Source organism: Piscinibacter sp. PDB1-1 (genome assembly GCF_056675995.1).
The window spans coordinates 40,668-65,077 of the sequence record NZ_JBWVZJ010000003.1 but is presented as its reverse complement, the minus strand read 5'-3'; the positions used below and the strand labels follow the sequence as shown (position 1 = coordinate 65,077).

The following is a 24,410-nucleotide window of genomic DNA, read 5'->3' as shown; positions in this document are numbered from 1 at the left end:
AGCGGGGTTTGCAGGGCCGCCTGGGCCGACAGCTGCGCCGAGTGGCGGCTGCGGTCGGCCTCGGCGTGGCCGCTCAGCGGATTTCGGTGGTCGCGATGTTCCAGCCGAACTTGACTTCACCGCCCAGGCCGCCCTTGTCGTCTTGCGGCTTGTAGGCGAACTCGATGTCCTTGTACGACATGGACACCGACTCCACGATGTCGCCGCCCGAAGATCCTGCGGGCTGCACGCTCGTGATGAAGACCTCTTTCAGGGTGATCACGAGGAAGTCCTTCTGGCCTTCGCCGGATTTGCGGGCGGTCAGCTTGGCATCTTTGAAGTGCTTGCCGGAGGCGCATTGCTTGGCCAGAACGGGCGAAGCCTTGTCATAGATGTGCATGAAGTTGAAGTCGGCGCCGGTCGCCTTGCCCTTGCCCGAGCCACCGCCGCTGGCAGCGCCCGTGGCCTGGGTGGCGCCCCAGCTCCAGGACAGAACCTCGATCTCACCCTTGTGGTCCTTGTGGGTGGCTTCGCCTTCGACGCCGTCGAACTTGATATGGCAATCGATCGTCATGATGGAATCTCCTTAGTCTGAATTGCGATGTGCTGGTATCGGGACGCGTAGTGCGCGGGAATCGACGTCAATCAGGCCTGCTTTTGTGAGGGCAGTTTGGAAACCAGTCGCAGCGACACCGTCAGCCCTTCGAGCTGGTAGTGCGGCCGCAGGAAGAACTTCGAGCTGTAGTAGCCGGGGTTGCCGGGGATGTCTTCGACCACCACCTCGGCGGCGGCCAGTGGCTTCTGGGCCTTGGTGGTTTCAGACGAGTTGGCGGGGTCGCCATCCACGTAATTCATGATCCAGCTGTTGAGCCACTTGGACATGTCGTCACGCTCCTTGAAGGAGCCCACCTTGTCTCGCACGATGCACTTCAGGTAGTGCGCGAAGCGGCAGGTCGCAAAGAGGTAGGGCAGGCGTGCGGCGAGGTTGGCATTGGCCGTGGCATCTGGGTCGTCGTACTCCGCGGGCTTTTGCAGCGACTGCGCGCCGATGAAGGCCGCGAAATCGGAGTTCTTGCGGTGCACCAGCGGCATCAGACCGTTCTTGGCCAATTCGGCCTCGCGCCGGTCGCTGATGGCGATCTCGGTCGGGCACTTCATGTCGACACCGCCGTCGTCGGTCGGGAAGGTGTGCGTGGGCAGGCCCTCGACGGCGCCGCCGGATTCGATGCCGCGGATGCGCGAGCACCAGCCGTACATCTTGAACGAGCGGTTGATGTTGACCGCCATCGCGTACGCCGAGTTGGCCCAGGTGTACTTGGTGTGGTCGGCGTTGGCCGTTTCTTCCTCGAAGCTGAACTCCTCCACCGGGTTGGTCTTGGCGCCGTAGGGGATGCGTGCCAGGAAGCGCGGCATGGCCAGGCCCACATAGCGTGAGTCTTCGGATTCGCGCAGCGAACGCCAGGCGGCGTACTCGGGCGTGGTGAAGATCTTGGTGAGGTCACGCGGGTTGGCAAGCTCCTGCCACGAGCCCATCTGCATGAGAGCCGGGTCGGCTGCCGCGATGAAGGGCGTGTGCGCCGACGCAGCTACCTTTGACATCTCGCCCAGCAGCTCCACGTCGGGCGGGCTCTGGTTGAAGTAGTAGTCGCCGACCAGGCAGCCGAAGGGCTCGCCACCGAACTGACCGAACTCTTCTTCGTAGACCTTCTTGAAGATCGGGCTCTGGTCCCAGGCGGTGCCCTTGTAGCGCTTGAGCGTCTTGCCGAGCTCGTTCTTGCTGATGTTCATCACGCGGATCTTCAGCATCTCGTCGGTCTCGGTGTTGTTCACCAAGTGATGCAGGCCGCGCCAGGCACTCTCGATCTGCTGGAAATCGGGGTGATGCAGGATCTGGTTGATCTGCGAGCTGAGCTTCTGGTCGAGCTCGGCGATCATGGCTTCGATCGATGCGATGACGTCGCTGCCGATCACCTGCGTGTTCGAGAGCGCCTGCTGCGCCAGCGTGAGAACGGCGTTCTCGACGGCCGATTTGGCCTCGTCGCTCTTGGGCTTGAACTCCTTGTTCAGGAGGCTCGCGAAGTCGCCGCCCTGGAACTCCAGGCCCTGCAGGGCGGACGATTGACCTTGTGCTTCTGCCATGTCGGTTCTCCGTGGGTTCTTGTCGTGGGCTTACTCGGCCTTGGGTTCGTCGGTGGCCTTCTTGGCAGAGGCCAGGCTGTTGAGCAGCGCGGGGTCGGAGATGACCTTGGCGAGCAGTTCCTCGGCACCCGTTTTGCCATCCATGTAGGTGATGAGGTTGGAGAGCTGCTGGCGCGCGGTGAGCAGCTGATTCAGGGAGTCGACCTTGCGTGCCACGGCAGCGGGCGAGAAGTCGTCCATGTTCTCGAAGGTGATGTCGACCGAGAGGTTGCCTTCGCCGGTGAGCGTGTTGGGCACCTGGAAGGCCACGCGCGGCTTCATGGACTTCATGCGGCTGTCGAAGTTGTCGACATCGAAGTCGAGCAGCTTGCGCTCGGCCACCGGCGGCAGCGGCTCGGTCGGTTTGCCAGACAGGTCGGACAGCACGCCCATCACGAAGGGCAGTTGCACCTTCTTCTCGGCGCCGTAGAGCTCCACGTCGTATTCGATCTGGACGCGTGGTGCGCGGTTGCGGGCAATGAACTTCTGACTGCTGGTGGCCATGATGAAACTCCTCTGCGCTGGATGAAGAAGTGACTACGGGTTTGAGTTGCCGGCGATGTTTTCGATCTGGTCGATGCCGGCAGGCGCCAGGTCTCTGATGATTTCGAGAAAGCTCTTGCCCATCAGCCGCTGGGCGCGCCGGATGAGCAAGGGGGCAGGGTTGGTGGGCTCGTTTCGCTCCAGCCATTCGCAGGCGCGATCGAGCAGGCGCATGACGTCTTCGCGGCTTTGCAAGGCGCCGGGTGCGGCGCGCGCGGTGGTGCTGGCCACAGGCGCGTCAGCCGGGGCGAGCGTGTCGGCGGTGCCGCCCGACGCCTGCACGGCGGCGTTGGACATCAACTGCGTCAGCGCGATGAGCGGGCGCAGCTCGGGGCCTTGGCCTGGCACCTTGCTGCTGAGCACGGCTTCGATGCGCCTGGCGTCGGCGTAGGTCTGTTGCAGCGTGGCCAGCAGTCCGGGGGTGTGCGCTTCGGCGGCCTGCAAGCCTTGCTGCACGCCCTCGGCGGAGAGAGGCGTTTCGCCGGGCAGGGGATCGGCGCGGCCCGCTGCGAGCTCGATCTGGCGAACGGTGATCGCGGGCCTTGCGCTGCCGATGGTGGCCGCGCGCAGGTCGGCCAGGCCGCCGTCGGCGTCGACGAGCGGCGCCAGCGCGTTCAGCCGCATCGTGGGGTCGTTGTTGTCGTCGGCGTCGAGCGCGGGGTAGACATGCTCCCAGTGGTGCTCGAGCAGGCCGGCGACCAACGCGAGCCCGCTTGCGAAGGCACTGGCGCCATCCAGGCGGGCACCGGCCCGCGCCAGCAGCACGGCCACCCGCAGGTCGCGCGTGCGGCGCGCGAGTTCGAGGGCTTGTTCGTGCACCGAACGCCAATCCGGCTCTTCGGCCGGAATGACGGTGTCGCCGAACTGCTGCTCGGCCCTGCGGCGTGCGGCTTCTTCGAGCGCCAGGAAGGCCGGGTCGTAGGACAGGTCGGCACCGCAGGGGGATCCGTCGCCGAGCGAGGCCAGCAAGTCTTCGACGGGGAGGGCGTTCATGCGATGCGCTCGGCGACAGGGTAGGTCACGATGGGCGGACTGTATGGAGCGGCGCCCGGGCTTACATCAGCCGAAAGTCATCTGCCGCTGGCGCAGGAGCGTCAGCCCGATCCCCGAGATGAGCGGGTTGCGCTGCGACTCAGGGGACGCCGCGTAACGCCGCATGCAGCTCGCGGGTGCGCACCGGCTTGAAGAGCACCGGGTGGCCGCTGTCGTGAACGCGCTTCACCTCATCGGGCGAGGTGTCGCCGGTGATCAGGAGCGCGGGCAGCGGGGCGCCGTAGACGCCGCGCACGCGCTCGATGGCATCGATGCCGTCCTCGTCGTTGGCCAGGCGCAGGTCGGAGACCACGATGTCGATCACGCCGGCGTGGCGCCGCACCTCGGTGCAGGCCTCCTGGATGGTGGCGGCGCTGAGGACCTGGTAGCCCCAGGTTTGGAGCAGCTCGCTCATGCCCACGCGGATGCTCTCTTCGTCGTCAATCAGAAGCAACGTGCGCGCGGAGTCGATTGGTGAAGGCACTGTGTCTGCAGGCACGAGCAGCCTGTCCATCTCCTCGAACTCGGTGGCCTTGATGAGGATGCGAAACACCGTGCCACGCCCCGGCCGGGATGCCACCTCCAATTCGTGCCCCATCAGCGCCACCAGTCGCTTGACGATCGCCAGACCCATACCCAGCCCGCGCGAGCGGTCACGGCCGGGGTTGTCGACCTGGTAGAACTCGTCGAACACGCGCGGCAACTCGTCCTCGTGGATGCCGATGCCGGTGTCCCAGACCTCGATGCTGGTGGCGCCCTGACGGTTGCGTGCCACGACCACGATGCCGCCCTCCTGGGTGTAGCGGATGGCGTTGTGAATCAGGTTGGCCAGCACGCGTTCGAGCAGGTGCGGGTCGCTCATGATGATCTTGCCGCCGGGCTTGAAGCGCAGGCCCAGGCCCAGTTCCTCGGCTTGGCCCGCGCAGTGCATGTGCAGCACGCGGAACAGGTCGCGCACGGGGAACGACTGCATATTGGCCTCGATCACGCCGGCATCGAGCTTGGAGATATCGAGCATGGAGGTGAAGCTCTGCTCCAGCGCGTCGATGGCACGGATCATGTTCTTGACCAGCGGGTGCAGCGGGGTGGCGGCAAGGCGTTTTTCCAGCGTCGCGGTGAACAGACCCAGCGCGTGCATGGGCTGGCGCAGGTCATGGCTGGCCGACGCCAGGAAGCGGCTCTTCTCCCGGTTGGCGCGTTCCACCAGGAACACCTGCTGCCGCAATGCCCGCACCAGGGTGTCGTTGTCGAGCTTGGTCTGCAACTCGCGCATCAGCAACCGGTGTCGCGCCAGCGCGAAGTAGACGCAAGCCCCGAGGAAGGCCAGCACCAGACCCGACGCCAGCAGGCTGCTCTGGGTGCCGGCGTATGCCAGGAAGGCGATCAGGGGGCATAGCAGCGGCAGCAACCAGGCGAACACCGCCGTGCGGTACGAAGCGGCGGTTTGCGCGCCAGCCGCAGCCAGCCCGAGCAGCAGCATCACCAGGGGCAGGGCGGGGATGAGCGAGGGGATGAAGGGCAGGGGGTTCAACAGGAACCAGGGCGCTGCACCCCAGCACACGGCCGAGAGTGTCAGGGCGGCCAGGTAGCGGCGCAGCCAGCGCTGTGCCTGAGCGAATGCGGCGCGGCCCGCCTGGGCGTACCGCCATACCAGCCAGCCCATCAGTGCCTGCGAGCCGTGCACCAGCAGCACCCAGGCCCACAGGCGCGGGCCGGGCGGCCAGACCAGCGCGAACGCCAGCCAGCACACGGCCGCGAGGCTGGCGGACACGCCGAGCTCGATGCGAAGGTTCTTGAACAGGCGGATGAGTTGCGAGGCGCGGGTGCGCTCGCGCCGGCGCTCCGGCCCCTCCTCGGATTCGTCGTCGGACGAGCCGGCGCCGGTTGAGGGCGAGAGCTTGAAATTCACCTAAAGAGGCTGATCAGGTGCGAGCGCGACTTCACATCCAGCGCCAGCAGGATGGTGGACACATAGTTCTTGATCGTGCCCAGCGACAGACCGGTCGCGTTGCTGATCTCCTGGTTGGAGCAGCCCGACAGCACGAGTTCGAGGATTTCGAGGTGACGCGGCCCGAGCTCCGCCACGCGGTCGTAGCGTGATGAACTCGGGAAGCGCGAGAAGCTGGTCGGCATGGCGCCTTGCGCTGATGCGACGAGGCCCATCACGGTGTCGCACATGGCGGTGGGGGCCTGGCCCTTGGTCACGTAGCCGACTGCGCCCAGCGCCCGCACCTGCCCGATCACGAACTCGTCTTGCGTGCCGCTCACGATCGCCACTCGCGCTTGCGGGAACGCTTCGAGGAACTGCTTTAGGCCCTGCAGGCCCTTGCAATCGGGCATGTTGAGATCGAGCAGCACGAGCGTGATGCCGGGCTCGTTGCGATAGAGGGTCATCGCGTCGTTCAGCGTGGCGGCTTCGAGCAATTGCAGCGGAGGGTTCTGCTGCGCGCTCAGGCTGGTGACGATGCCCAGGCGAACCAGGGCGTGGTCATCGACGATCAGAACCTTGGCCGTACCCGGCAGGGGTGAAGCGAAGGAACCGGTGGTCGGCGTTGAATAGTTCGGCTGCAAATGGTTCATGGGGAGACCTCTCGACACGCTGTGAGAGCCCTGTGACTGTCAGTGAACTGGATACGGCTCGCCCGGGGGCGACCACGGAAGCAGGTATGGTCACGGATACCCGCGGCGATGGGCATCCCTAGGAATACAGCCCCGCGTGCCGGGGGTGTGACACTTCTTTGACAGCTGGGTACAAGGGACCTTGGGAGAACGAAGCGATGGGTTGGATCGGTTGGGCCATGGCGGCCTTCCTGCTGGCGGTGATTGCGGTGTCGGCTGGCGCCGTGTTGCGCAGCGGCGGGCAGCACCGCGTGCAACACGCGGCGATGGTGCTGGTGGTGCTCGCTGTGCTCGGCGCAGCGGTGTTTCATTTCGCGCTGCCGCCATTGCAGGCGCGCTACGACGCCAGCACGCTCGACGACTCGCTCTCGCGCAACGCGGCCTTCGCGGCCATCAAGAAGCATGACGCGCCGACCTACGCGCGCCTTACCGATGACATGCGCAGCTGGCTGCTCGAAGGGCAGAGCCGATCGGTGATCACGGATCGCGTGAGCACCGAGGTGACGAACCTGGTGCAGAAGCGCTTGCCACAAGCCTCGGACGAGGCGGCGGTGGAGTACATGCGCGTCAAGGTGCAGGAGATGGGCGAACTGCGCGAGCGCGGCGCCGGCCTGTGTGCCCGCTTTCTCTATTCGCGACCGTCGCAGGGCGTGGACCTGAGCAAGTACGTGGCGGCCAGCACGCTTGATGCCGACACAGCGGCACTGAGCCAGGTCGTTCGCAGCGCCATGCTCACGCCGCAGCCAGCACCCACAGAAGCCGACGTGTCGGCCGACCTGAAACCGGTGTTCGACGCGCTGGCCGGTCGCTACGGCAGCGAGCTGGCCATGATGCAGAACCCGCAGGCGCCTGGCACCGATGCCGACAAGCTCTGCGCGATGAGCATCGACCTCTACACCGTGATCCTGCAACGGCCCACGCCGATCAGCGGGAAGCTGATCCGTTACTTGATGGGGCAAGGTTGAGCGCGCGGCCAAGCTGACCGCTCAGTTCTCAAGTGTTTCATCGAGGCCGCTGAACTGGCTGCAACCGCGGCAGCTGGTCTGTTCGGGCGACTGCAGCAATTCGTCCCAGCCGATGGGCTCGTGGCAGGTGTCGCACAGGCCATAGCGGCCATGGCCGATGCGCCGTTCCGCCTCGTGCACTGCAGCAAGCGCGGCCTCCGCACGGCGGATGCGGGGCAGGGGCGCATCGGACTGGATCACGCCTTCGAGGTCACGCGATCGCTCGCGCAGGCGGCTCTGAAAGAGCGCGAGAAGTATCAGATCCGAGCCCGGCATCGAGGGCGGGCGTTCGTTGCTTCCGCTTGTCATGTTTGTCTCCAACAGCGTGAGCGTGCGTCTTCGGTCGGACTGCAAGGCCGAAGATAGTTGACGCGATCCCGCGCGGCAAGCAATCAACCCTTGCGCATCGGGTTTGTTTGAACTACGACTAAAGGTCCACCCCACCAACCAGGAGGCACGCCATGGCGAGCAAGAACGGAAAGGCCGGCGGCAGCAGGCCCGCGACGACAGCCACAGGCGAGGCTGCGGACAACGCGCTCAGCCTGTCGCAGGATCAGTTGCAGGCCTTCATCGGCCTGACGGATGTGCTGCTTCAGGGCGCCGAGGAATTGCGTCGATGCCAGATGGAAGCCGCACACCAGGCGCACGAGCGGCACGAGCAAGTCCAGGCGCTGGTGGCCAAGGCGCGCAAGCCCGCCGATTTGTACGATTTGCAAGTTGAGCTGTTGCGCTTCGATCTCGACGCATCGGGGCGGTATTGGCAGCGCGTTGCAGCGATCTGCGCCGAGACGCAGAGCAACACCATGACCCTTCTCAACCAGGCCGCGAACACGCTGGGCGGTGACGTGGCCAAGCTGCTTCCTTCCGCTGCAAAGGTGTCAGCCCCACCCCGATCGGCCGAAAGGGCCGCCGCGGATGCACCGCCGATTGGCGATGTGAACCAGCTCTGGAACCAGTGGATCAATGTCAGCAAGGACCTGGGCAAGCAGTGGACGGACATGATGTATCGCGCCGAAGGTTCGCTCCACTGAGCTGAAGGCGCGGCCACGGATGCTGCAGCGCAGCGCACCTGAGAACCTTGACAGGTGTGCGGCGCGCTGCCTGCTGTTTGAATGGCGGTGAGGACCCTCACCGCATGGCCCGCATCCTGATCATCGAAGACGACGCTTCCAACCTGGAGATCGCGCAAGTCCTGCTCGAACACAGCGGGCACCGCGTATCGGTCGCGACCGACGGCCGCGCCGGGCTCATTGCGGCCCGGCGTGAGCGGCCAGATCTCATCATCTGTGACCTGCACGCTCCCGCTCTCGAGGGCTTCGGCATGCTTGAGCAACTCAAGCTCGATGCTGCGTGCGAACGCACCCCGATCGTCGCGGTGATGACGGCCGAGGTGCGGCAGACAGAACGCGCCGCCGCCATGTCGGGCTTCGACGCCTACTTGGCGATGCCGATCCCGCCGGAAGCCTTCGTGGCGCAGATTGAATCGCTGCTGCCCCTCGGGCGGGAGGGGGCCGCGTAGGGTGCGTGTCCCCCCGGGGGCGGTTCTCCGGAACGCCGACTCAGCGGGGTGCTGACGCGGCAAGCGGTGCCAAGGCGGGCGGGCCAGCAGCCGGTGCGCTCGCCGCGCCGGAAGACGCGGACGAAGCAGACGACGCATCGAGCCCGAGCGTGGCGTCGATGGTGGCGCCGCCGCTCTCCTTGGCCTGCGCCTCTTCGATTCGAACGACCGCGGGCGACAGCCCGCGCGTCACCAACTCCGCCTGGATCGCCTGCCCGCGTTGCGCACCGAGCGCACGCAGCTGGGCATCGTCTACCGCATCGGCTTCCAGAAGCCGCTGCGCCATCAGCGAGTAGATGTCGGCACCGCGCAGCCGGGCCGCATCGGCCTCGCTCAGCGGAGGGGAGTCCTCTTTGAACATCGACTTGAACCTGGACAGCATGCGGCCGCCCGCACCGGCCGGCTCGGCCTGAGGGTTGGCCTGCGCGTGCTGCTGTCGAAGCGAGGCGAGAGCGTCGGCGCCGAATCGTTGGCTGTAGAGCTTCTCGAGTGCTTCGCGCGTGGCGGGCTGAGCGGTACTCACCGGGCCTGGGTCTTCATCGGGACCCATCTGGCGGCCACTTTGCTGGGCGATGGCACGGCGCAGGCGCAGCTCCTTGATGGCCTTGCTGTCCTTGTTAGGGTCGTAGGCACCTCGAACCGTCACCACCAACCCGGGCCGCTTGGCAAGCGCCGGCGGCAGTTTGGCGAGCTTCTCGCGCTCTGGTGGCAGCAGCGCGGACCGGCCGGGTTCGAAGGCGATGCTGTCCATCGTCTCTGCGCTGCCGCCGAGCAGGGAGCCCAATGCGCGGAAGGGCGCGGTGACGACCTTGGTGATCACATTGACGATTACCTTCCAGATGAGTGCGCCGTAGCTGAACTTCGGGTCATCCAGGCTGCCCGAGACCGGCAGGCCCAGGTCGATCACGCCATCGGAGTCGCGCAGGAGTGCCAGCGCCAGATCGAGCGGCAGCTTGGTGGCAGTGGGGCTGTCCACGTTGTCGCCCAGCACCAGCTTGTCCATGATCACCTGGTTGTTGCCGTCAAGCTGGCGATCCTTGATCTTGTATTCGAGATCGAGCGAGAGCTTGCCCGACTGGATCTTGCGACCGGCGAAGGTGGCCGAGTAGGGCGTGAGCGAGGTCATCTCGACGTTGCGGAATACCACGCGCAGGTCGGTGTAGCCGGTCGGGTCGAACACGTTGATCTGCCCGGCCGCGCGTGCGAGGCCGTACTTGTCGACCTGACCGTCGAGTTCCACCTGCGCGGCACCGCCCGGCTTGCTCGACAGGCCGTTCACATGCCCGTTCAGTTCGTGGATGAGCGCGCCGAAAGGCAGGGCCAGCGAGAGGTCGGCAAAGTCCATCTTGCCCTTGGCGACCTTGATGCGATCGATGTCGACCTGGAACGCCGGCGCCTGCCCCCCCGAAGCCTTGGCGGGGGGCGCGCTTGCCGCCGCCGCCGGCCCGGCCAGTGGCGAGCTGGGCTTGAGGAGCTTGGCGACGTTGATGGAGCGGTCTTTGTAGATCACGAGCTTGGCGTCGACGCCGTCGAGCAGCAGTTCGCCGATCCGCACCCGATCCTGTGTGAGGCTGAGCGAATTGCTCGACAACGACTTCCATGCGAGGAAGCGCTCCTTGCTCGTCTCTTCGTTGAGCAGGAGGTCGCGGATCGCAAAGTTGCCGTCGTAGCGCAGCTTGCTGTCCTGGTAGCGCAGGCGCCCCTGCGTGCTCGCCTGACCGCCCGCAAGCACCACGTGGGTCCGCTGCGCCACATAGGGCTGAGCGGGCGTGAAGGCCAGATTGCTGAGCTTGATCTGCAGGTCGGCCGCCGGCGCCGCCGGTGCGACCTTGCCCACCGCCTCGAACTGGCCGCCGTGATGCAGCTTCGTCTTGAGCTGCATCGGCACCATCGCCTTCGGGTCGTCGCTCAGGCCTTCGGCGCTGGCGCTCAAGTCATCCAGCGCCATGCTGGCCGCGGGCTTGATCGATTCGTCTGTCATACCGACGTTGAAGTCGCTCAGCTCGAACTTGGCTACCTTGTAGTGCAGCGGCTTCTTGGGTGGTGGGCTCGGTGGCCCGGCACGCCCCATGGCCTTGGCCAGCGGCAGTTCGCCTTGGGCGTCGTGCACCAGTTGGATTCGGCCACCGGACAAGGCCACGCGGCCCAGCGCGAGGTCGTTCCTGGCAAGCGAGAAGCGCCCGTCTTCCACCTTGACGCTGCCGAGCTCGAACCACGCCGGATCGATGCCTGCGCTTGCCAGCCGCACCGGGCCGACGCTCGCGCCCAGCGCATCGACATTCAATTCCAGCGGGCCGGCGCCCGATTGGCCTTCGAGCTTGAAGCCTATCTGCGCCTGGTCGATCTCGGCGGTGAGTGGGGCGGTGAACTGGCGCGTGACCACGCGCACGGCGAGCTTGTCGACGCCGGCGTTGTTGACCGCAAAGCGCCAGGGTGCCCCGGTGTCAGCGCCGCTTGCGGCCGGCGCAGGAGAGGGGGGCGGTATGGGTGGCGATGCAGGTGCGGCCGATGCAGGTGCGGCCGATGCAGGTGATGAGGCCGGACCGCCGGGCGGTGTGGCTGCAGGAGGCTCGGAAGCAACAGCAGGCGCAGCCGCGGCAGATGTCGGCAGCCAGGCCATCACATTCGGGTTGCCCTGTTCGTCGAGTTCGAGCGCGAGCTTGCCGCCATCGATGGCAAAGCTTTCGAGCGTCGCCTCGCGCTTGCCCAGGTCGAGCCGCCCACCCTTGAGTCGGATGGCATCGAGCGCGATGGAAGGCTGGCTCTCCTTGGCGCCTTGCAGCACCAGCTTTTCCAGGCTGGCATCCACGCCATCGAGCTTCAAGTCGAACACCTTGTTCTCGTAGGTGGCGCGGTAGCTCAGCTTGGAGGCGAGCTTGCCTTGCGGCGGCGCGATGCGCAGGCGTTGCCGCATGTAGGGCCAGAGGCGGTCCAGGAACACGTCGTCGAGCGACACGTCTCCACTCGCCACCACGGGGTTCAAGCCGAGTTCGCCCTTCCACTTGACCTTGGCCCCAATGCCGGTGACGGCTGTCAGGCTGTGTTCACCTCGGTCTTCGGGCAGGGTGGACAGGTGAGACAGGTCCAGGTTGAGCGGGTTGATCTGGGTACGGAAACCGCCCTCGACCAGTTCGTCGATCAGGTCGATCCGGCCGGCTTCGATCAGCAGCCGGCGCAACAGCAAGCGTGTGGGCTCCGAGGGCTTGGGTGGCCCGGGCTCGGCCTTGGCGGCGAACGCATCGGCCACGTCGAGCCAGTTGAGCCGCCCGTTCTTCTGCAGCTCGACCGTCACTGTGGGCTGGCTGATGCGCAGCTCGTCGAACACGAAGGCGCGCTTGAAGATGCTGCCGGTGCTGTCGAAATCCGCCAGCACGTGCTGGACGCGCACGAGTGGCTTGCCGCCGGGGTCGGTGAAGGCAATCCCTTCAAGATTGACCGCCAGCAAGAAGGGGTTGAAGCGCGCCCGCTCGATGCTCAGGTGATGCCCGCTCTTGTCTTGAACGATCTTCGGCGCCAGCCATCTCACGAGGGGCTCGAAGCCGAGCCAGGCAAACAGCAGATAGAAAGCGACGAGGCCGAAGACGATGAGGGCCGGTACGCTGAGCGCGAACTTGCGAAGTGAGGCGAGCATGGTGCGAGGTGCTGTGGTTCTTGTGCCGCGCAAGCGTGGAGTGTGCAGCGCGCTCACGATTCTGTCTGCGTCACCGCCTGCATGCTGCGAGGGCTTGACGATGCATGACCCGTCGTGTCAACTTCGCCGGCGATAAAACAACCCCAGAAACTTTTGGAGCCATTGATGAACAAGTTCCCTCGCGCTACCCAGGTCTTCGGTGCATTGATCTGCGGTCTTGGGCTGTTGTCCGCTGGCGCGACCATGGCTCAGAAGGCCACCGTGGCGGTGGCCCAAGGCTCGGCCGATGGTGGCAAGACGCAGGCCAAGGCCGGCGAAGTCGAGGTGCGCGCCAAGGTGGTCGAGTTGGATCAAACCCAGCGGATCGTCACCCTGCGCAAGCCGAATGGCGAACTGGTGTCGCTCGATGTGCCCGCGGATGTGAAGAACCTGTCTGTCGTGCGCGTGGGCGACGACCTGGTGCTTCGCTATGCAGTGGCCGCCGTAGTGGCGCTGGAGCCCACCTCCACCAAGTCGGGCATCCGCGAGCGGGTTGAATCCACGTCGGCAGCGTCGGCCGCAAGCGGAAACATGCCGGCCGTGGCAGCGCGCCGCCGGGTCGACGTGCTGGCCGTGATTCAGTCGCTCGACAAGAAGGCTCGCAAGGCCACGCTGCGCGGCCCGAAGCGCTCGATCGAGGTCGATATCCCGGCCGACGTGGACCTGAGCAAGGTGAAGGTCGGCAGCGAAGTCCGGGCCACGCTGCTCGAAGGCGCGGTGCTCAGCGTCGAGCACGCCGCCGACAAGGGCAGCAAGAAGTGATGCGCACCCCCACGCGGCTCCTGGCCGCCGTGTTGGCGCTCGGCTTCGCGTGGCCGCTGGGTGCGTCTGCGCAAAGCGGCCTGGGTTACCTGAAGAACTCGCCCATCAGCTACTTCAACAGCGAAGACGTGAAGCTGATGAAGTCGACCGCCGACAAGTTGCTGAATTCGGGCGACGAAGGTGCCAAGTCGGAATGGAGCAACCCCAAGACCGGGCACTCCGGCGAGGTCGAGGTGCTCAAGAGCTACACCGCCGGTGGCATGCCCTGCAAGCGCATGCGCGTGGAGAACCACGCCAAGGGACTGTCGAGCGACGCGACCTACCCGCTGTGCAAGTACCCCGGCAAGGGGTGGCGAATCCACCAGGAGTAGAGCTCCCGGTGACTGATCGGGAGCCGCTCCCGCCGGGAGGCTGCGGCGGCTCTCTCTCAACCGTGTGACCTTCGGTCAGGGTTGCGGGCGCGCCGCCCTGCCTTTGTCCCGATAACGGCCCCCAGCTTCCCGAAACCCTAGGCACAGGGGCCCGCCCGCAGCCTAGATTTGAAGGGCGAGGGCGCCCTTCGGGCGTGATCGCGGCGGCCTCGATCCAGCAGGCCGCCCAGGCAGCGACACGGGGGCACATGGGTGAGCTTCTGAGGCAGCACGTCTTGATCGTCGACGACGACCAGGGCATGCGGCGGGCGATGAGCCGGTTGCTTGGCGCGGCAGGCTATGCCACGCACGCTTGCGGCCGCGCGGAAGACGCCACGCTCGATGAGATCACCCGCGCCGATTGCCTGGTGATCGACGAGCATCTGCCGGGGCAGTTCGGCTCTGACTGGTACGAGGCGATGAGCGAGCCACGCACGCCGGCCGTGTTCGTGACGGCGTTCGACGGGGAGCACGTGCATGCTGCATCGCGCCATGGGGGCGCGCTCATCGTGTTGACCAAGCCCTTCGAGGGGCGTGATCTCATCGGTGCGGTCGAGGCTGCCATCCGCAGCGTCATTTGAGTCGACATGCCCGAAGGGGCAATTGAAACACCCCGATCGGGGGCATATGCTGGCCCGACCACAAAGGGGGCAAGGCCCCGGGGGCGCGGATGTCACCGCTGTTCTTGTTGCTCGGCGTGTTCGTGTTGCTGTTCGGGGCGGCGTTGGTTCATGTCGTGCGCCTGAATGGCGCGCTGCGCCAGGCGCGGCAAGCACTGCGGGAGCGTGGTGCCGAGTTGGCCCACGCCGGGCGCCTTGTGGCCGCGGGCCAGTTGAGCGCTTCCATCGCGCATGAGATCAACCAGCCACTCGGCGCGATCCTCAGCAACGCCGACGCGGCAGAGATCCTCTTGCAGCGCCCTGATCCGCCGCTGGCCGAACTGCGATCGATCCTCGCCGACATCCGCGCGGACGACCTGCGTGCCCACGAGGTCATCCGGCGCCTGCGTTTGCTGCTGGAGCGCCGCGAACTCGAACTGCTCGACATCGACCTGCGCAGTGTGCTGAACGACGTGGCGCATGTGCTGTCGGCCGAGGCGCAGCGCCGGCAGGTCGACCTGCAGGTGCGCACGGGGCATCTCCCGCTCATGGTTCGGGGCGACGCGGTGCAGATCGAGCAGGTGCTGCTGAACCTCGTGCTCAATGCGATGGATGCGATGGCCGGCGAGCCGGCTGGCGCGCGCAAGGTGGTCGTCACCGCGCAGCCGGCGGGAGCGTGGGTGGAGGTCGGCGTGGCCGACACCGGCAGCGGCCTGAGTGAGCACGCGGCGCAGCACATGTTCGATTCGTTCTACACCACCAAGAAGAACGGCCTGGGCCTGGGCCTGTCGATTGCGAAGTCGATCGTCGACGCGCACCGCGGCGTGATCACGGCCAAGCCGGGGCCGGACGGGGGCGCGGTGCTCACCGTGCGCGTGCCGCGGATCGGTGTCGCTTTGACCGGTGCGGGCGGATGCGAGTCGAGCCTGGACGAAGCGGCTGCCGGCGCGATATCGGGTACCCAGGTGGCGCACCATGTCTGAGGCCCAGAGCGCCGTGGTGCATGTGATCGACGACGATGCGTCGATGCGGGCAGCATTGGCTCGCCTGCTGGGTGCTTCGGGCTACATGGCCCGGACCTACGACAGCCCGGCCGACTATCTGCTCAGCCCACCCGACGCCCGCCCCGGTTGCCTGCTGCTCGACCTGAACATGCCCGGCCAGAGTGGCCTCGCACTGCAAGAGGCGCTCAGGTGGCACCCGCTGTACGCCAAGCCGGTGATCTTCCTGAGCGGGCAGGCTGATGTGCGCTCCAGCGTGCAGGCGATCAAGGCGGGAGCGTGCGACTTTCTCACCAAGCCGGTTGACTGCGTGGCCCTGCTCTCGGCGGTGGCCTCGGCCCTGGAGCGTGGGGCTGCGGCACGTGCGCGGCAGGCCTGGCAATCCGCGATACGGGAGCACATGAACGAACTAAGCCCGCGCGAGCGCAGCGTTCTCGACGGCGTGGTTGCCGGCAAACTCAACAAGCAGCTGGCGCATGAACTCGGCGTGACCGAGCGCACCGTCAAGGCCGACCGCTCCCGCGTGTTCCACCTCTTCGGCGTGCGCCGGGTGGCAGAGTTGGTGCCGCTCATGGCCGAAACAGATGCGGCCGCGTCGTTTCCCCAGCAATTCCCCTCAATCGTTCCACTCCCACCATAAGGAAAACACCATGAACTTCCGTCTGTTTGCTGCCGTTGCCACCGTGGCGCTCACCACCGTCGCGTGCTCGAGCACCCAGTACATCATCAGCACCAAGGACGGCCGCATGCTCGAGGCCTACGGCAAGCCTTCGCTGGACGACAAGACCGGCATGTACATCTACGAAGACGCCGCGGGCAAGAAAGCCTCCGTCTTGAAGAGCGATGTGGTGCAGGTGCTGGAGCGCTGAGCGGGCGCGGGCTGAGCGCTGAGCAGCTGTCCTACAGGCGGCTGCAGCGCCGGCCGATAGCCGGCGTTACGGCACAGGGGCACATTGGAGTCACACCCCAACCCGCCGTGCCGAGGCTGTCATGAAGCACCACATCTTTTCCGCAGTTGCATTCACCCTCACCGTGGGTGGCTTGGCGGTTTCCTCGGCGAGTTGGCTCGCCGGGAGTTCGGTATCGGCGCCCGATACACACGAGTTCGGCGAGGTGATCAGCTGGCCTGATCGGGGAGAGATCCCCTGGCCGTCGCACTCGTACCGGACTGCGGCAGCGCGGAGCGAATCTCAGCCAGCAATTGCTCGGGAGACGTCGGCTTGGGCAGGACCCGAAAGCCGCCCTCAGTCGCTTCGTGCAGTTGCTCTGCGTAACCCGTCGTGAGCAGCACGGGCAGGTCGGGTGACCTGCGCCGCAACTCGAACGCCAAGCCGATGCCGTTGATCGAGCCAGGCATGGCGATGTCGCTCAGCACCACATCCGGCCGTTCAGCAGCCGCGCTCAGGTAGGCGAGGGCGGCATCGGCGCTGGCAGCGCGGTGCACGTCCAGCCCAGCCGTTCGCAGCAGCACCTCGGTGGTGCTCGCGAGTTCTTCGTTGTCTTCGACCAGCAGCACCCGGCCCGTGAGGCGAACCGCACTCTGCGGTGGCTCGGCTTCGGCGTTGGTGGCGCGTGCGTCTGACGCGGGGAGACGCATGCACACCGTGGTGCCCCGGCTCTCTTCGCTTTCGATGTCCATCATGCCGCCGGCCTGTGCGCAAAAGCCATGGACCTGGCTCAGCCCGAGGCCCGACCCGGCCCCCTTGTGGCGAGTCGTGAAGAAGGGCTCCATCACCCGATTCAGCAGGTGCGCCGGGATCCCGACACCGGTGTCGACCACGGACAGCAGCACCGCCCGTACTTGGCCCGGCAGCCGCTTCTCGGCATTGCCGGCCTTCACCGACACGGTGCCGCCTCCTGGCATGGCGTGACCGGCGTTCACGACGAGGTTGATGAGGGCCAGTTCCAGCTCGCCCGGGTCGACCATGACGGCGTCGGTATCGGGCGCCACGCGCACCTCGAGGTTGACCCCCGCCGGCAGCGCCACCTTCAGCAGGCTCTCGATGGCTGGAAGCCAGCTTTGCAGGCTGACGAGCTCGGGGCGAAGCGCCTGCTTTCGTGAGAACGACAGCAACTGGCGGGTGAGCCGCACGCCGGTCTGGATGGCGCGCGTCATGGCGGTCACCTGCTTCTGGTCTGCCAATTCGGGGTTCTGGCGCTTGAGCACGTGCAGGCTGGTGCTGACGATGGCCAGCAGGTTGTTGAAGTCGTGTGCCACGCCGCCCGTCACCACCGCCAGGGTTTCGAGCTTCTGGGCTTCGAGCATGCTCTTCTCGGCCTTGGCCCGCAGGCGGCTTTGCTCTTGCAACTCGAGCATGGTGCCTTGTTCACGGCGCGTCTTCTGAAGCGCAACCCACGACACGTACACCAATCCCGCGGTGACGGGCGCCACGATGGCTGCCAGCAGCCCCACGAAACGGATCCAGCCGGCCAGCATGCTCTGCCCGTCGAATGCGGCCATCACGTAGACCGGGTAGCCGTCGACCCGCTTGAAGGCGACGATGCGGGCATCGGTCTGGCCGGTCGCCGGGAGCCAGAGCGTGCCGGCGTAGACGCCGTTGTTGAGCCGCTGCTGCACCGGGTCGTCGGATGCTGTGCGCGATGGAGCGCCTTCGTCACCCTTGGGCCACCGTGCGACTGTCTCGCCGTCGAGGCGCACCAGCGCAAACTCGCCCAAGTGAGGCCCTTCGGCCGACAAGGACCGGTAGTAGTCGCGGAAGTAATCCGGCTTCATCGACACGGCAATCACGCCGCGGAATTCGCCCTGCTCGGACGACCTGCGAACAGTCGCATTGACCAGTTCGACGCCGGTCTGGCGGCCAATCAGCACTTCGCTGATGCCCAATGAAACCGGTGTCTCCTGCTGCTCCCGGAAGTAGCGCCGGTCGGCGACAGCGGCCTCGCGGTTGACGGGGTAGGCGTCGCTACGAGCCAGGGGGCGGCCGGTGCGATCCCACACGTTGACATTGACCACCGACGCCTGACCGGTGGCGATGTCGGCCAGCCGCTGATGGATGCCGCGCTCCTGCTCGCGGGCGAGCGCGTCGGGCATGGCGGTGATGGCATCGACTCGCCGCGCGATCTCGGCTGCGGTGCCCAGGGTGCGCCCGGCGTGCTCGTAGGCCAGGTCGACCGAATGGGACGCGGCGGCGGCCGCCTCGCGTTCGGCATTCTCGAAGCCCCACCACGCGGCGATCACGAAGGCGGTGATCGGGATCAGGAAGGCACCCCACAGCACCGCGCGCAGCCAGGCCGTGAGAGGGGTCTCGATGCGCGCCGCAGTGCCGCCCGAGCCGTCCAGGCCGATCGAATGTGCCCGCCCGAACTGGCCGCAGAGCAGGGCGATCACGATCGACGCGAGCATGAAGGCGCCGACCTCTAGCGGGCGAGCATCGTCGTCGATGTCCGGCGGGATCGAGGGTACCGCTGCGGCAATCGCGCACAGCACGGCGGTCAGCAGGCCCGGCCCCGTGCCCCACATCACCGAGGCGAGCACGATCAGCGGGAAGGCGATGACGAACGGAAGGCGGTCGTCCAGGAAGGGCATGGCCATCACCCGCAGCCCGACCGCAAGCAAACCCACCAGGGCGGCCCACGCCCAGTTGCGGATCAAGGAAGGTCTCACTGTGGGCATGCAGGCCTTGGGCTTGGTCGATGGGCGGGCTGGTCGATGGGTACGGGCGAAGGGTGCCCTATGGCGAGCGTGCCAGGCCGACGGATTCGGCATTCATTCATCTTAGCGGCCGGCACCCGAGGCAGGGAGGGCTGCGCCGTGCCTGCAAGTCTGCCCCAGAGGGCAGCCCCAAGCGCTTGTATGCCGAGTCTTTCGTGACAAGAATGCACCGCGCCCTCGGGAGACTTCAAACCATACAGGAGGAGGCAGCCGTGATTGCCGAAGCGATCGACATCCTAAGAAGGCACCCGGAGATCACCTTGTTCCTGGTGCTTGCCATCGGCTATGCGGTCGGGCAGATCAGGTTCGGCCCCATTCAGCTGGGCGGCATCTGCGGCACCTTGATCGCCGCCTTGGTCGTGGGCCAGTTGAACATCCAGATCGAGGCCAGCGTGAAGAACACGTTCTTCATGCTGTTCATATTCGCGTTGGGTTATGCCGGTGGGCCGCAGTTCTTTGCCAACCTCAATGCCAAGGGTTTGAGGATTGGCCTGCTTTGCCTGATCGAAGTGGTGGTGGTGCTGACGCTGGTACTCGGCGCCACGCATTTCATGAGCCTCGATCCCGGCACCGCAGCGGGCCTGATGGCCGGTGCGGCCACCGAGTCTGCCGTGGTCGGCACGGCCACCGATGCCATCTCCAAGCTGGCCCTTCCACCCGATCAGCTCAAGCAACTCCAGGCCAATGTGGTCACGGCGTACTCGATCACCTACATCTTCGGCCTCATCACCATCGTGGTGGTGACCAGCCAGATCTTCCCGCTGATCCTGCGCGTGAACCTGCGTGAGGAAGCGCAGCGCCTGTGGCAATCGATGGGTGGGCAGGACGACGACCCCGGCCGCCTGGGTGCGGTGCCCGAACTCGTGGGCCGCGCCTACGAGGTCACCGGCGGCGGCAGAGCCTTGGCAGACCTGACGGCCGAGCTGAAGCATGGCGGCAGCGTTCTGGGCCTTCGCCGCAATGGACAGGCGCTCCCGCTCAAGCCCGACACCGTATTCGCCCCCGGTGATCGGGTGCTGATCGTGGGCTACCGCCAGACGGTCCTGGACGTGGCTCAGGTATTCGCCGGCCGTGGCCGTGAAGTCGGTGACGCGGCCGAGTTTGGCGTGGTGCTCGAGGGGAGCGATCTCGTGCTGCGCAACAAGGCGGCGCACGGGCTGACGTTGCGCCAGCTTGCCACGCCGCAAGGCAATGGCGGCGCGCCGCTGGCGCCCGAGGGTGTTCTGGTGGCCCGCGTGGAGCGCGGCGGCCAGAGCATGCCGGTGCTGCCCGACCTGAAGCTGCAGATGGGCGACAAGCTGCGCCTCTTCGGGCCGGCCGAAGCGCTGGGTGCGGCGCAGAAGAGCCTGGGCGAAGTGGCACTCAAGTCGACCAAGAGCAACCTCGCGCTGGCGTCGTTCGGCATCGCGTTGGGGGTGTGGATCGGCATGTTCAGCGTCTCGGCCGGTGGCGTTGCGCTGTCGCTGGGCACGGGTGGCGGCGCGCTGCTGACCGGCCTGGTGTTCGGCTGGTACCAGGCCAAGCACCCGAGCCGCCTGAGCCTGCCGCACGACGCACTCGATCTGCTCAAGGACCTGGGCCTGGCCACCTTCATTGCCTGCGTCGGGCTGGCGTCGGGGCCCCAGGCGCTGGAGCTGGTTCAACGCTACGGCATCTCGCTGCCTCTCATGGGAGTGGCCATCGCCGTCTTGCCCGCCACCGTCTCGCTGATCGTCGGGCGTTACTTCCTGAAGATCGAGACACCGGTGTTGCTCGGCGCCATTGCCGGGCAGCAGTGCAGTACACCGGCCTTGAGCGCCATCCAGAGTGCCGCCGGCAACACCACGCCCCTGCTGGGCTACACGATCACCTACGCCATCTCCAACGTGATCCTGCCCCTCATGGGCCCGGTGATCGTGGCGATGGCGGCCGCCGTAACCGCGCACTGACGCAAGGGATTCGGATTCATTCCGATTGCTCGACAACCAAGGAGGCAGACGATGGAATTGCTACATGACATATTCAAGCGATCGCCAGAGATCGCACTGTTCTTGTCGCTGGCGCTGGGCTACCTGATCGGCAAGATCAAGTTCGGCAAGTTCCAGCTCGGTGGCGTGGCCGGCTCGCTGCTGGTCGCATGCATCGTCAGCCAGGTCGGCGTACAGATCGATTCAGGCGTGAAGTCGGTCCTGTTCGCGCTCTTCATCTACGCAGTGGGCTACGAAAGCGGGCCGGATTTCTTCCGCTCGCTCGGCAAGCAGTCGCTCAAGGAGATCCTGCTGGCCTTCGTGCTAGCAGCCTCCGGCCTGCTCACGGTCGTCGTCTGCGCCAAGCTGTTCGGGCTCGACAAGGGGCTGGCGGCGGGCGTGGCCGCCGGCGGCCTGACCCAGTCGGCCATCATCGGTACGGCTGGCGATGCCATCACGCGGCTGGGGCTGACGGCTGACGAAACACAGCGGCTGCAGGCCAACGTCGCCATCGGCTACGCGGTGACCTACGTGTTCGGCTCGTTCGGCGCCATCCTCGTGTGCGTCAACGTGCTGCCATGGCTGATGCGGCGGGGCATCCGTGACGACGCCATCGCCGCGCAGGCGGCCATGGAGACTGGCGCGCAAGTGCTGGGGCCGGATCAGCAGGCTGCCGCACCCGATCTGGTGGGCCGCCTGTTCGAGGCTGGCCCGGCCCAGGGCCGCACGGTGAACCAGATCGAACTGGCCGACCCGGCATCGCCGGTCACCATCGAGCGGGTCAAGCGAGGCGGCAGCTTTGTCGAACTGGCGCCTGATCTGGTGCTGGCGGCCAGTGATGTCGTGCTGCTCGTGGGCCGCCGCGCCGCGGTGTTGCGCACCGCCGGGTCGCTGGGCAAGGAGGTCTATGGCATTGATGGCATGGAGCTCACCTTGCAGCGCCGCGAAGCCGTGGTCACCAGCAAGGAGCTGGACGGCAAGACGGTCGACGAAATCCGCCGCAGCACCGCACACGAGGTGCGCCACGGCGTCTACGTGCTGGAGCTGCGCCGCGGCGGGCATGTGATGCCGATGACGCCGCAGCAGGTGGTCAAGGCAGGCGACACCCTCACGCTCTTCGGCGCCGAGAACGATGTGCAGCGAGTCGCCGCGCATGTCGGCCCGGTGCTGGTGCCCAGTACCAAGACCGACTTCGTCTTTCTCGGCGCTGGCCTGGTCGTCGGTCTGCTGGTGGGCCTGCTCACGGCCAAGATCGGCGGCATCCCGCTCACCTTGGGCAGCGGCGGCGGTGCACTGCTCGCGGGCCTTGTCTTCGGTTGGTGGCGTTCACGCAAGCAGACCTTCGGCAACCTGCCGCCCGGGGCCGTTCAGATCCTCAAGGACCTGGGTTTGGCCGGCTTCGTGGCCGTGGTGGGCCTGCAGTCGGGCCTGCAAGCGGTGACCACGGTGCGCGACCAGGGCGTCACGCTCTTCCTGGTGGGCGTGATCGTGACCATCGTGCCCTTGCTCATTGCCATGCTGATCGGGCGCTACGTGCTGCGCTACGACAACGCGGCCATCTTTGCCGGCGCCTTGTCTGGCTCGCGAAGCGCCAACCCGGCCTTCGGTGAAGTGCTCGACAAGGCCGGCAACTCCGTGCCCACGGTGCCGTTCGCCGTGACATATGCGCTGGCCAACGTGCTGCTCACGCTGCTCGGCCCCCTGATCGTGGCGTTTGCCTGACGCCACGGCTCTCACAGTCCCTTCTACACAGCAGACATAACGAGGAGAATTCCATGGACTTCAGCGATGTTGAAAAGCTCGGCTCCCTCAGCCCCTTCGAACTCAAGGACGCCCTGATCCAGGTCGCCAAGGAGAGCAGCCGCTCGATGCTCAACGCCGGGCGCGGCAACCCGAACTTCCTGGCGACGCTGCCGCGGCACGGGTTCTTCCAGCTCGGCCTGTTCGCGATGACCGAGGCGGAGCGTTCCTACCAGTACATGAAGAACGTCGGCGGTTTCCCGCAGCGCGACGGCATCGAGGAGCGCTTTGCGATCTACCTGCACCGCCATAAGGGGGTCGAGGGCGTGGAGTTCCTGGGCGCAGCCGTCTCATACGTGCGCGACCAACTCGGGCTGTCGGCCGGCGACTTCCTCTACGAGATGTGCGAGGCCATCCTGGCCTGCAACTACCCGGTGCCCGACCGCTTCCTGCGTTTGTCGGAGGTCGTGGTGGGCAAGTACATCCATCGCGAGATGATCGGCACGCACCCCTTCGTGGGCAAGTTCGACATGTACGCGGTCGAGGGTGGCACCGCGGCGATGACCTACCTCTTCAACAGCCTGAAGGAGAACCACCTCATCAAGGCGGGCGACACCATCGCGCTAGGCATGCCGATCTTCACGCCTTACATCGAGATCCCGCACCTCAACGACTACCAACTGGTCGAGCTCGAGATCGATGCGCCGGCGGAAAACAACTGGCAGTTCACGAAAAAGGAGCTCGACAAGCTGCTCGACCCGAAGGTCAAGGCGTTCTTCTTGTGCAACCCGAGCAACCCGCCGTCGGTGCGACTGTCTGACGAGGTGCTCGAACACATCGTGGGCATCGTCAAGAAGCGGCCCGACCTGATCATCCTGACGGACGACGTGTACGGCACCTTTGCCGACAACTTCGTATCACTTTTCGCCATGTGCCCGTACAACACCATCCTGGTGTATTCGTACTCCAAGTACTTCGGCGCGACCGGTTGGCGCATGGGCGTGGTGGGCACGCACGAAAACAACGTGCTCGACGACAAGATTGCCCGGTTGCCAGAACCCGTGCGCAAGGAGCTGGACGAGCGCTATTCATCGATCACCACCGAGCCGCGCAAGCTGAAGTTCATCGACCGCCTGGTGGCCGACAGCCGCACCGTGGCGCTCAATCACACCGCGGGCCTGTCCACGCCGGTGCAGGTGCAGATGGTGTTGTTCTCGTTGTTCTGCCTCATGGATGAGCGTGACGACTACAAGAACGCCATGAAGCAGATCGTGCGCCGCCGCAAGGAGGCGCTGTACCGCGAACTGGGCCTGCCCGCGGAGGATGACGCCAACTCTGTCGACTACTACCACCTCATCGACGGCGAGAAGATCTCCTCGAAGTTGTTCGGGCCGGAGTTCGGCAAATGGATGGCCGGGCGCTTCAGGCCCAACGAGTTGCTGTTCCGCATCGCGCAGAAGAGCGGCGTGGTGATGTTGCCGGGCAAGGGCTTTGGTACCCAGCACCCGTCCGGGCGCGTGTCGCTTGCCAACCTCAACGAGTACGACTACGCCAACATCGGGCGTGCGGTGCGCGAACTCGCGACCGAGTACTACGACGAGTACGTGAAGTCGGGCAAGGCAGGCGGCAAGACGGCCGCGCCCAAGGCGAAGAGCGGCAAGGCCGGCAAAAAGAAGTAGCAGCCGCCGGCGCGCAG

At 66.1% G+C, this 24,410-nt stretch carries 21 protein-coding genes; 12 read left to right on the top strand and 9 right to left on the bottom strand.

Annotated features, from left to right (window positions below):
* Nucleotides 1-73: 73 nt before the first annotated feature.
* The 6 genes from AC1KAR_RS16270 to AC1KAR_RS16245 all read right to left on the bottom strand — a co-directional run bounded on the left by AC1KAR_RS16270 (nucleotide 74) and on the right by AC1KAR_RS16245 (nucleotide 6,312).
* Entirely contained in the window at nucleotides 74-553 is a 480-nt protein-coding gene (locus AC1KAR_RS16270) for an Hcp family type VI secretion system effector (RefSeq protein WP_480319566.1), read from the bottom strand.
* A gap of 71 nt (nucleotides 554-624) precedes the next feature.
* On the bottom strand, nucleotides 625-2,118 hold the full coding sequence (gene tssC, locus AC1KAR_RS16265; protein WP_480319564.1) for a type VI secretion system contractile sheath large subunit: 1,494 nt from the start codon (nucleotides 2,116-2,118) through the stop codon (nucleotides 625-627).
* A 30-nt stretch (nucleotides 2,119-2,148) separates the two neighbouring features.
* On the bottom strand, nucleotides 2,149-2,661 hold the full coding sequence (tssB, locus tag AC1KAR_RS16260) for a type VI secretion system contractile sheath small subunit (protein ID WP_480319562.1): 513 nt from the start codon (nucleotides 2,659-2,661) through the stop codon (nucleotides 2,149-2,151).
* A 33-nt stretch (nucleotides 2,662-2,694) separates the two neighbouring features.
* Nucleotides 2,695-3,693, bottom strand: coding sequence for a type VI secretion system protein TssA (gene tssA, locus AC1KAR_RS16255; RefSeq protein ID WP_480319560.1), 999 nt, complete (start codon nucleotides 3,691-3,693; stop codon nucleotides 2,695-2,697).
* Between the two features lie 139 nt (nucleotides 3,694-3,832).
* Nucleotides 3,833-5,641, bottom strand: a complete 1,809-nt coding sequence (locus tag AC1KAR_RS16250; RefSeq protein ID WP_480319558.1) for a sensor histidine kinase — start codon at nucleotides 5,639-5,641, stop codon at nucleotides 3,833-3,835.
* Nucleotides 5,638-6,312: a response regulator gene (locus AC1KAR_RS16245; RefSeq protein WP_480319556.1), complete on the bottom strand. Its 675-nt coding sequence runs from the start codon at nucleotides 6,310-6,312 to the stop codon at nucleotides 5,638-5,640. Before AC1KAR_RS16245 ends, AC1KAR_RS16250 begins: the two co-directional genes overlap by 4 nt.
* Nucleotides 6,313-6,509: 197 nt before the next feature.
* On the opposite strand from AC1KAR_RS16245, the gene AC1KAR_RS16240 reads away from it, so the two are divergent.
* Nucleotides 6,510-7,316, top strand: a complete 807-nt coding sequence (locus AC1KAR_RS16240) for a hypothetical protein (RefSeq protein ID WP_480319554.1) — start codon at nucleotides 6,510-6,512, stop codon at nucleotides 7,314-7,316.
* Nucleotides 7,317-7,337: 21 nt separating this feature from the next.
* Here the strand turns inward: AC1KAR_RS16240 and AC1KAR_RS16235 are convergent, their stop codons facing one another.
* Nucleotides 7,338-7,664 carry a hypothetical protein gene (locus tag AC1KAR_RS16235; RefSeq protein ID WP_480319552.1) on the bottom strand — a complete coding sequence of 109 codons (327 nt, stop codon included), beginning with the start codon at nucleotides 7,662-7,664 and terminating at the stop codon, nucleotides 7,338-7,340.
* 152 nt (nucleotides 7,665-7,816) lie between these two features.
* Between AC1KAR_RS16235 and AC1KAR_RS16230 the strand changes: the two genes are divergently transcribed.
* Both AC1KAR_RS16230 and AC1KAR_RS16225 read left to right on the top strand, forming a co-directional pair.
* Nucleotides 7,817-8,386 carry a phasin family protein gene (locus tag AC1KAR_RS16230; protein WP_480319550.1) on the top strand — a complete coding sequence of 190 codons (570 nt, stop codon included), beginning with the start codon at nucleotides 7,817-7,819 and terminating at the stop codon, nucleotides 8,384-8,386.
* Between the two features lie 104 nt (nucleotides 8,387-8,490).
* Nucleotides 8,491-8,874: a response regulator transcription factor gene (locus tag AC1KAR_RS16225; protein WP_480319548.1), complete on the top strand. Its 384-nt coding sequence runs from the start codon at nucleotides 8,491-8,493 to the stop codon at nucleotides 8,872-8,874.
* 40 nt (nucleotides 8,875-8,914) lie between these two features.
* Here AC1KAR_RS16225 and AC1KAR_RS16220 read toward each other — a convergent pair whose 3' ends face one another.
* On the bottom strand, nucleotides 8,915-12,544 hold the full coding sequence (locus tag AC1KAR_RS16220; protein ID WP_480319546.1) for a DUF748 domain-containing protein: 3,630 nt from the start codon (nucleotides 12,542-12,544) through the stop codon (nucleotides 8,915-8,917).
* Nucleotides 12,545-12,709: 165 nt separating this feature from the next.
* Here AC1KAR_RS16220 and AC1KAR_RS16215 point away from each other — a divergent pair, with 165 nt between their 5' ends.
* From AC1KAR_RS16215 to AC1KAR_RS16190, 6 genes are all read left to right on the top strand, one after another.
* Nucleotides 12,710-13,345: a hypothetical protein gene (locus AC1KAR_RS16215; protein ID WP_480319544.1), complete on the top strand. Its 636-nt coding sequence runs from the start codon at nucleotides 12,710-12,712 to the stop codon at nucleotides 13,343-13,345.
* Nucleotides 13,345-13,716, top strand: a complete 372-nt coding sequence (locus AC1KAR_RS16210; protein ID WP_480319542.1) for a hypothetical protein — start codon at nucleotides 13,345-13,347, stop codon at nucleotides 13,714-13,716. Before AC1KAR_RS16215 ends, AC1KAR_RS16210 begins: the two co-directional genes overlap by 1 nt.
* Before the next feature lie 248 nt (nucleotides 13,717-13,964).
* Nucleotides 13,965-14,336, top strand: a complete 372-nt coding sequence (locus AC1KAR_RS16205; protein ID WP_480319540.1) for a response regulator — start codon at nucleotides 13,965-13,967, stop codon at nucleotides 14,334-14,336.
* Between the two features lie 89 nt (nucleotides 14,337-14,425).
* The gene (locus AC1KAR_RS16200; RefSeq protein WP_480319538.1) at nucleotides 14,426-15,337 is read left to right on the top strand and encodes a sensor histidine kinase; all 912 of its coding nucleotides are present in this window, start codon (nucleotides 14,426-14,428) and stop codon (nucleotides 15,335-15,337) included.
* Entirely contained in the window at nucleotides 15,330-15,995 is a 666-nt protein-coding gene (locus AC1KAR_RS16195; protein WP_480319535.1) for a response regulator transcription factor, read from the top strand. The genes AC1KAR_RS16200 and AC1KAR_RS16195 overlap by 8 nt, the downstream gene beginning before the upstream one ends.
* 10 nt (nucleotides 15,996-16,005) lie before the next feature.
* Nucleotides 16,006-16,224, top strand: coding sequence for a YgdI/YgdR family lipoprotein (locus tag AC1KAR_RS16190; RefSeq protein WP_480319533.1), 219 nt, complete (start codon nucleotides 16,006-16,008; stop codon nucleotides 16,222-16,224).
* Between the two features lie 248 nt (nucleotides 16,225-16,472).
* Here the strand turns inward: AC1KAR_RS16190 and AC1KAR_RS16185 are convergent, their stop codons facing one another.
* Entirely contained in the window at nucleotides 16,473-18,968 is a 2,496-nt protein-coding gene (locus AC1KAR_RS16185) for an ATP-binding protein (protein WP_480319531.1), read from the bottom strand.
* Between the two features lie 272 nt (nucleotides 18,969-19,240).
* Here AC1KAR_RS16185 and aspT (AC1KAR_RS16180) point away from each other — a divergent pair, with 272 nt between their 5' ends.
* Genes aspT (AC1KAR_RS16180) through AC1KAR_RS16170 form a run of 3 tightly spaced genes read left to right on the top strand, consistent with a single transcriptional unit; the run spans nucleotide 19,241 to nucleotide 24,393 of the window.
* Complete coding sequence (gene aspT / locus AC1KAR_RS16180) at nucleotides 19,241-20,956, top strand: aspartate-alanine antiporter (protein ID WP_480319529.1); 1,716 nt, start codon at nucleotides 19,241-19,243, stop codon at nucleotides 20,954-20,956.
* Between the two features lie 51 nt (nucleotides 20,957-21,007).
* Entirely contained in the window at nucleotides 21,008-22,696 is a 1,689-nt protein-coding gene (gene aspT / locus AC1KAR_RS16175; protein WP_480319527.1) for an aspartate-alanine antiporter, read from the top strand.
* A 53-nt stretch (nucleotides 22,697-22,749) separates the two neighbouring features.
* Nucleotides 22,750-24,393, top strand: a complete 1,644-nt coding sequence (locus AC1KAR_RS16170) for a bifunctional aspartate transaminase/aspartate 4-decarboxylase (protein ID WP_480319525.1) — start codon at nucleotides 22,750-22,752, stop codon at nucleotides 24,391-24,393.
* Nucleotides 24,394-24,410: the final 17 nt, after the last annotated feature.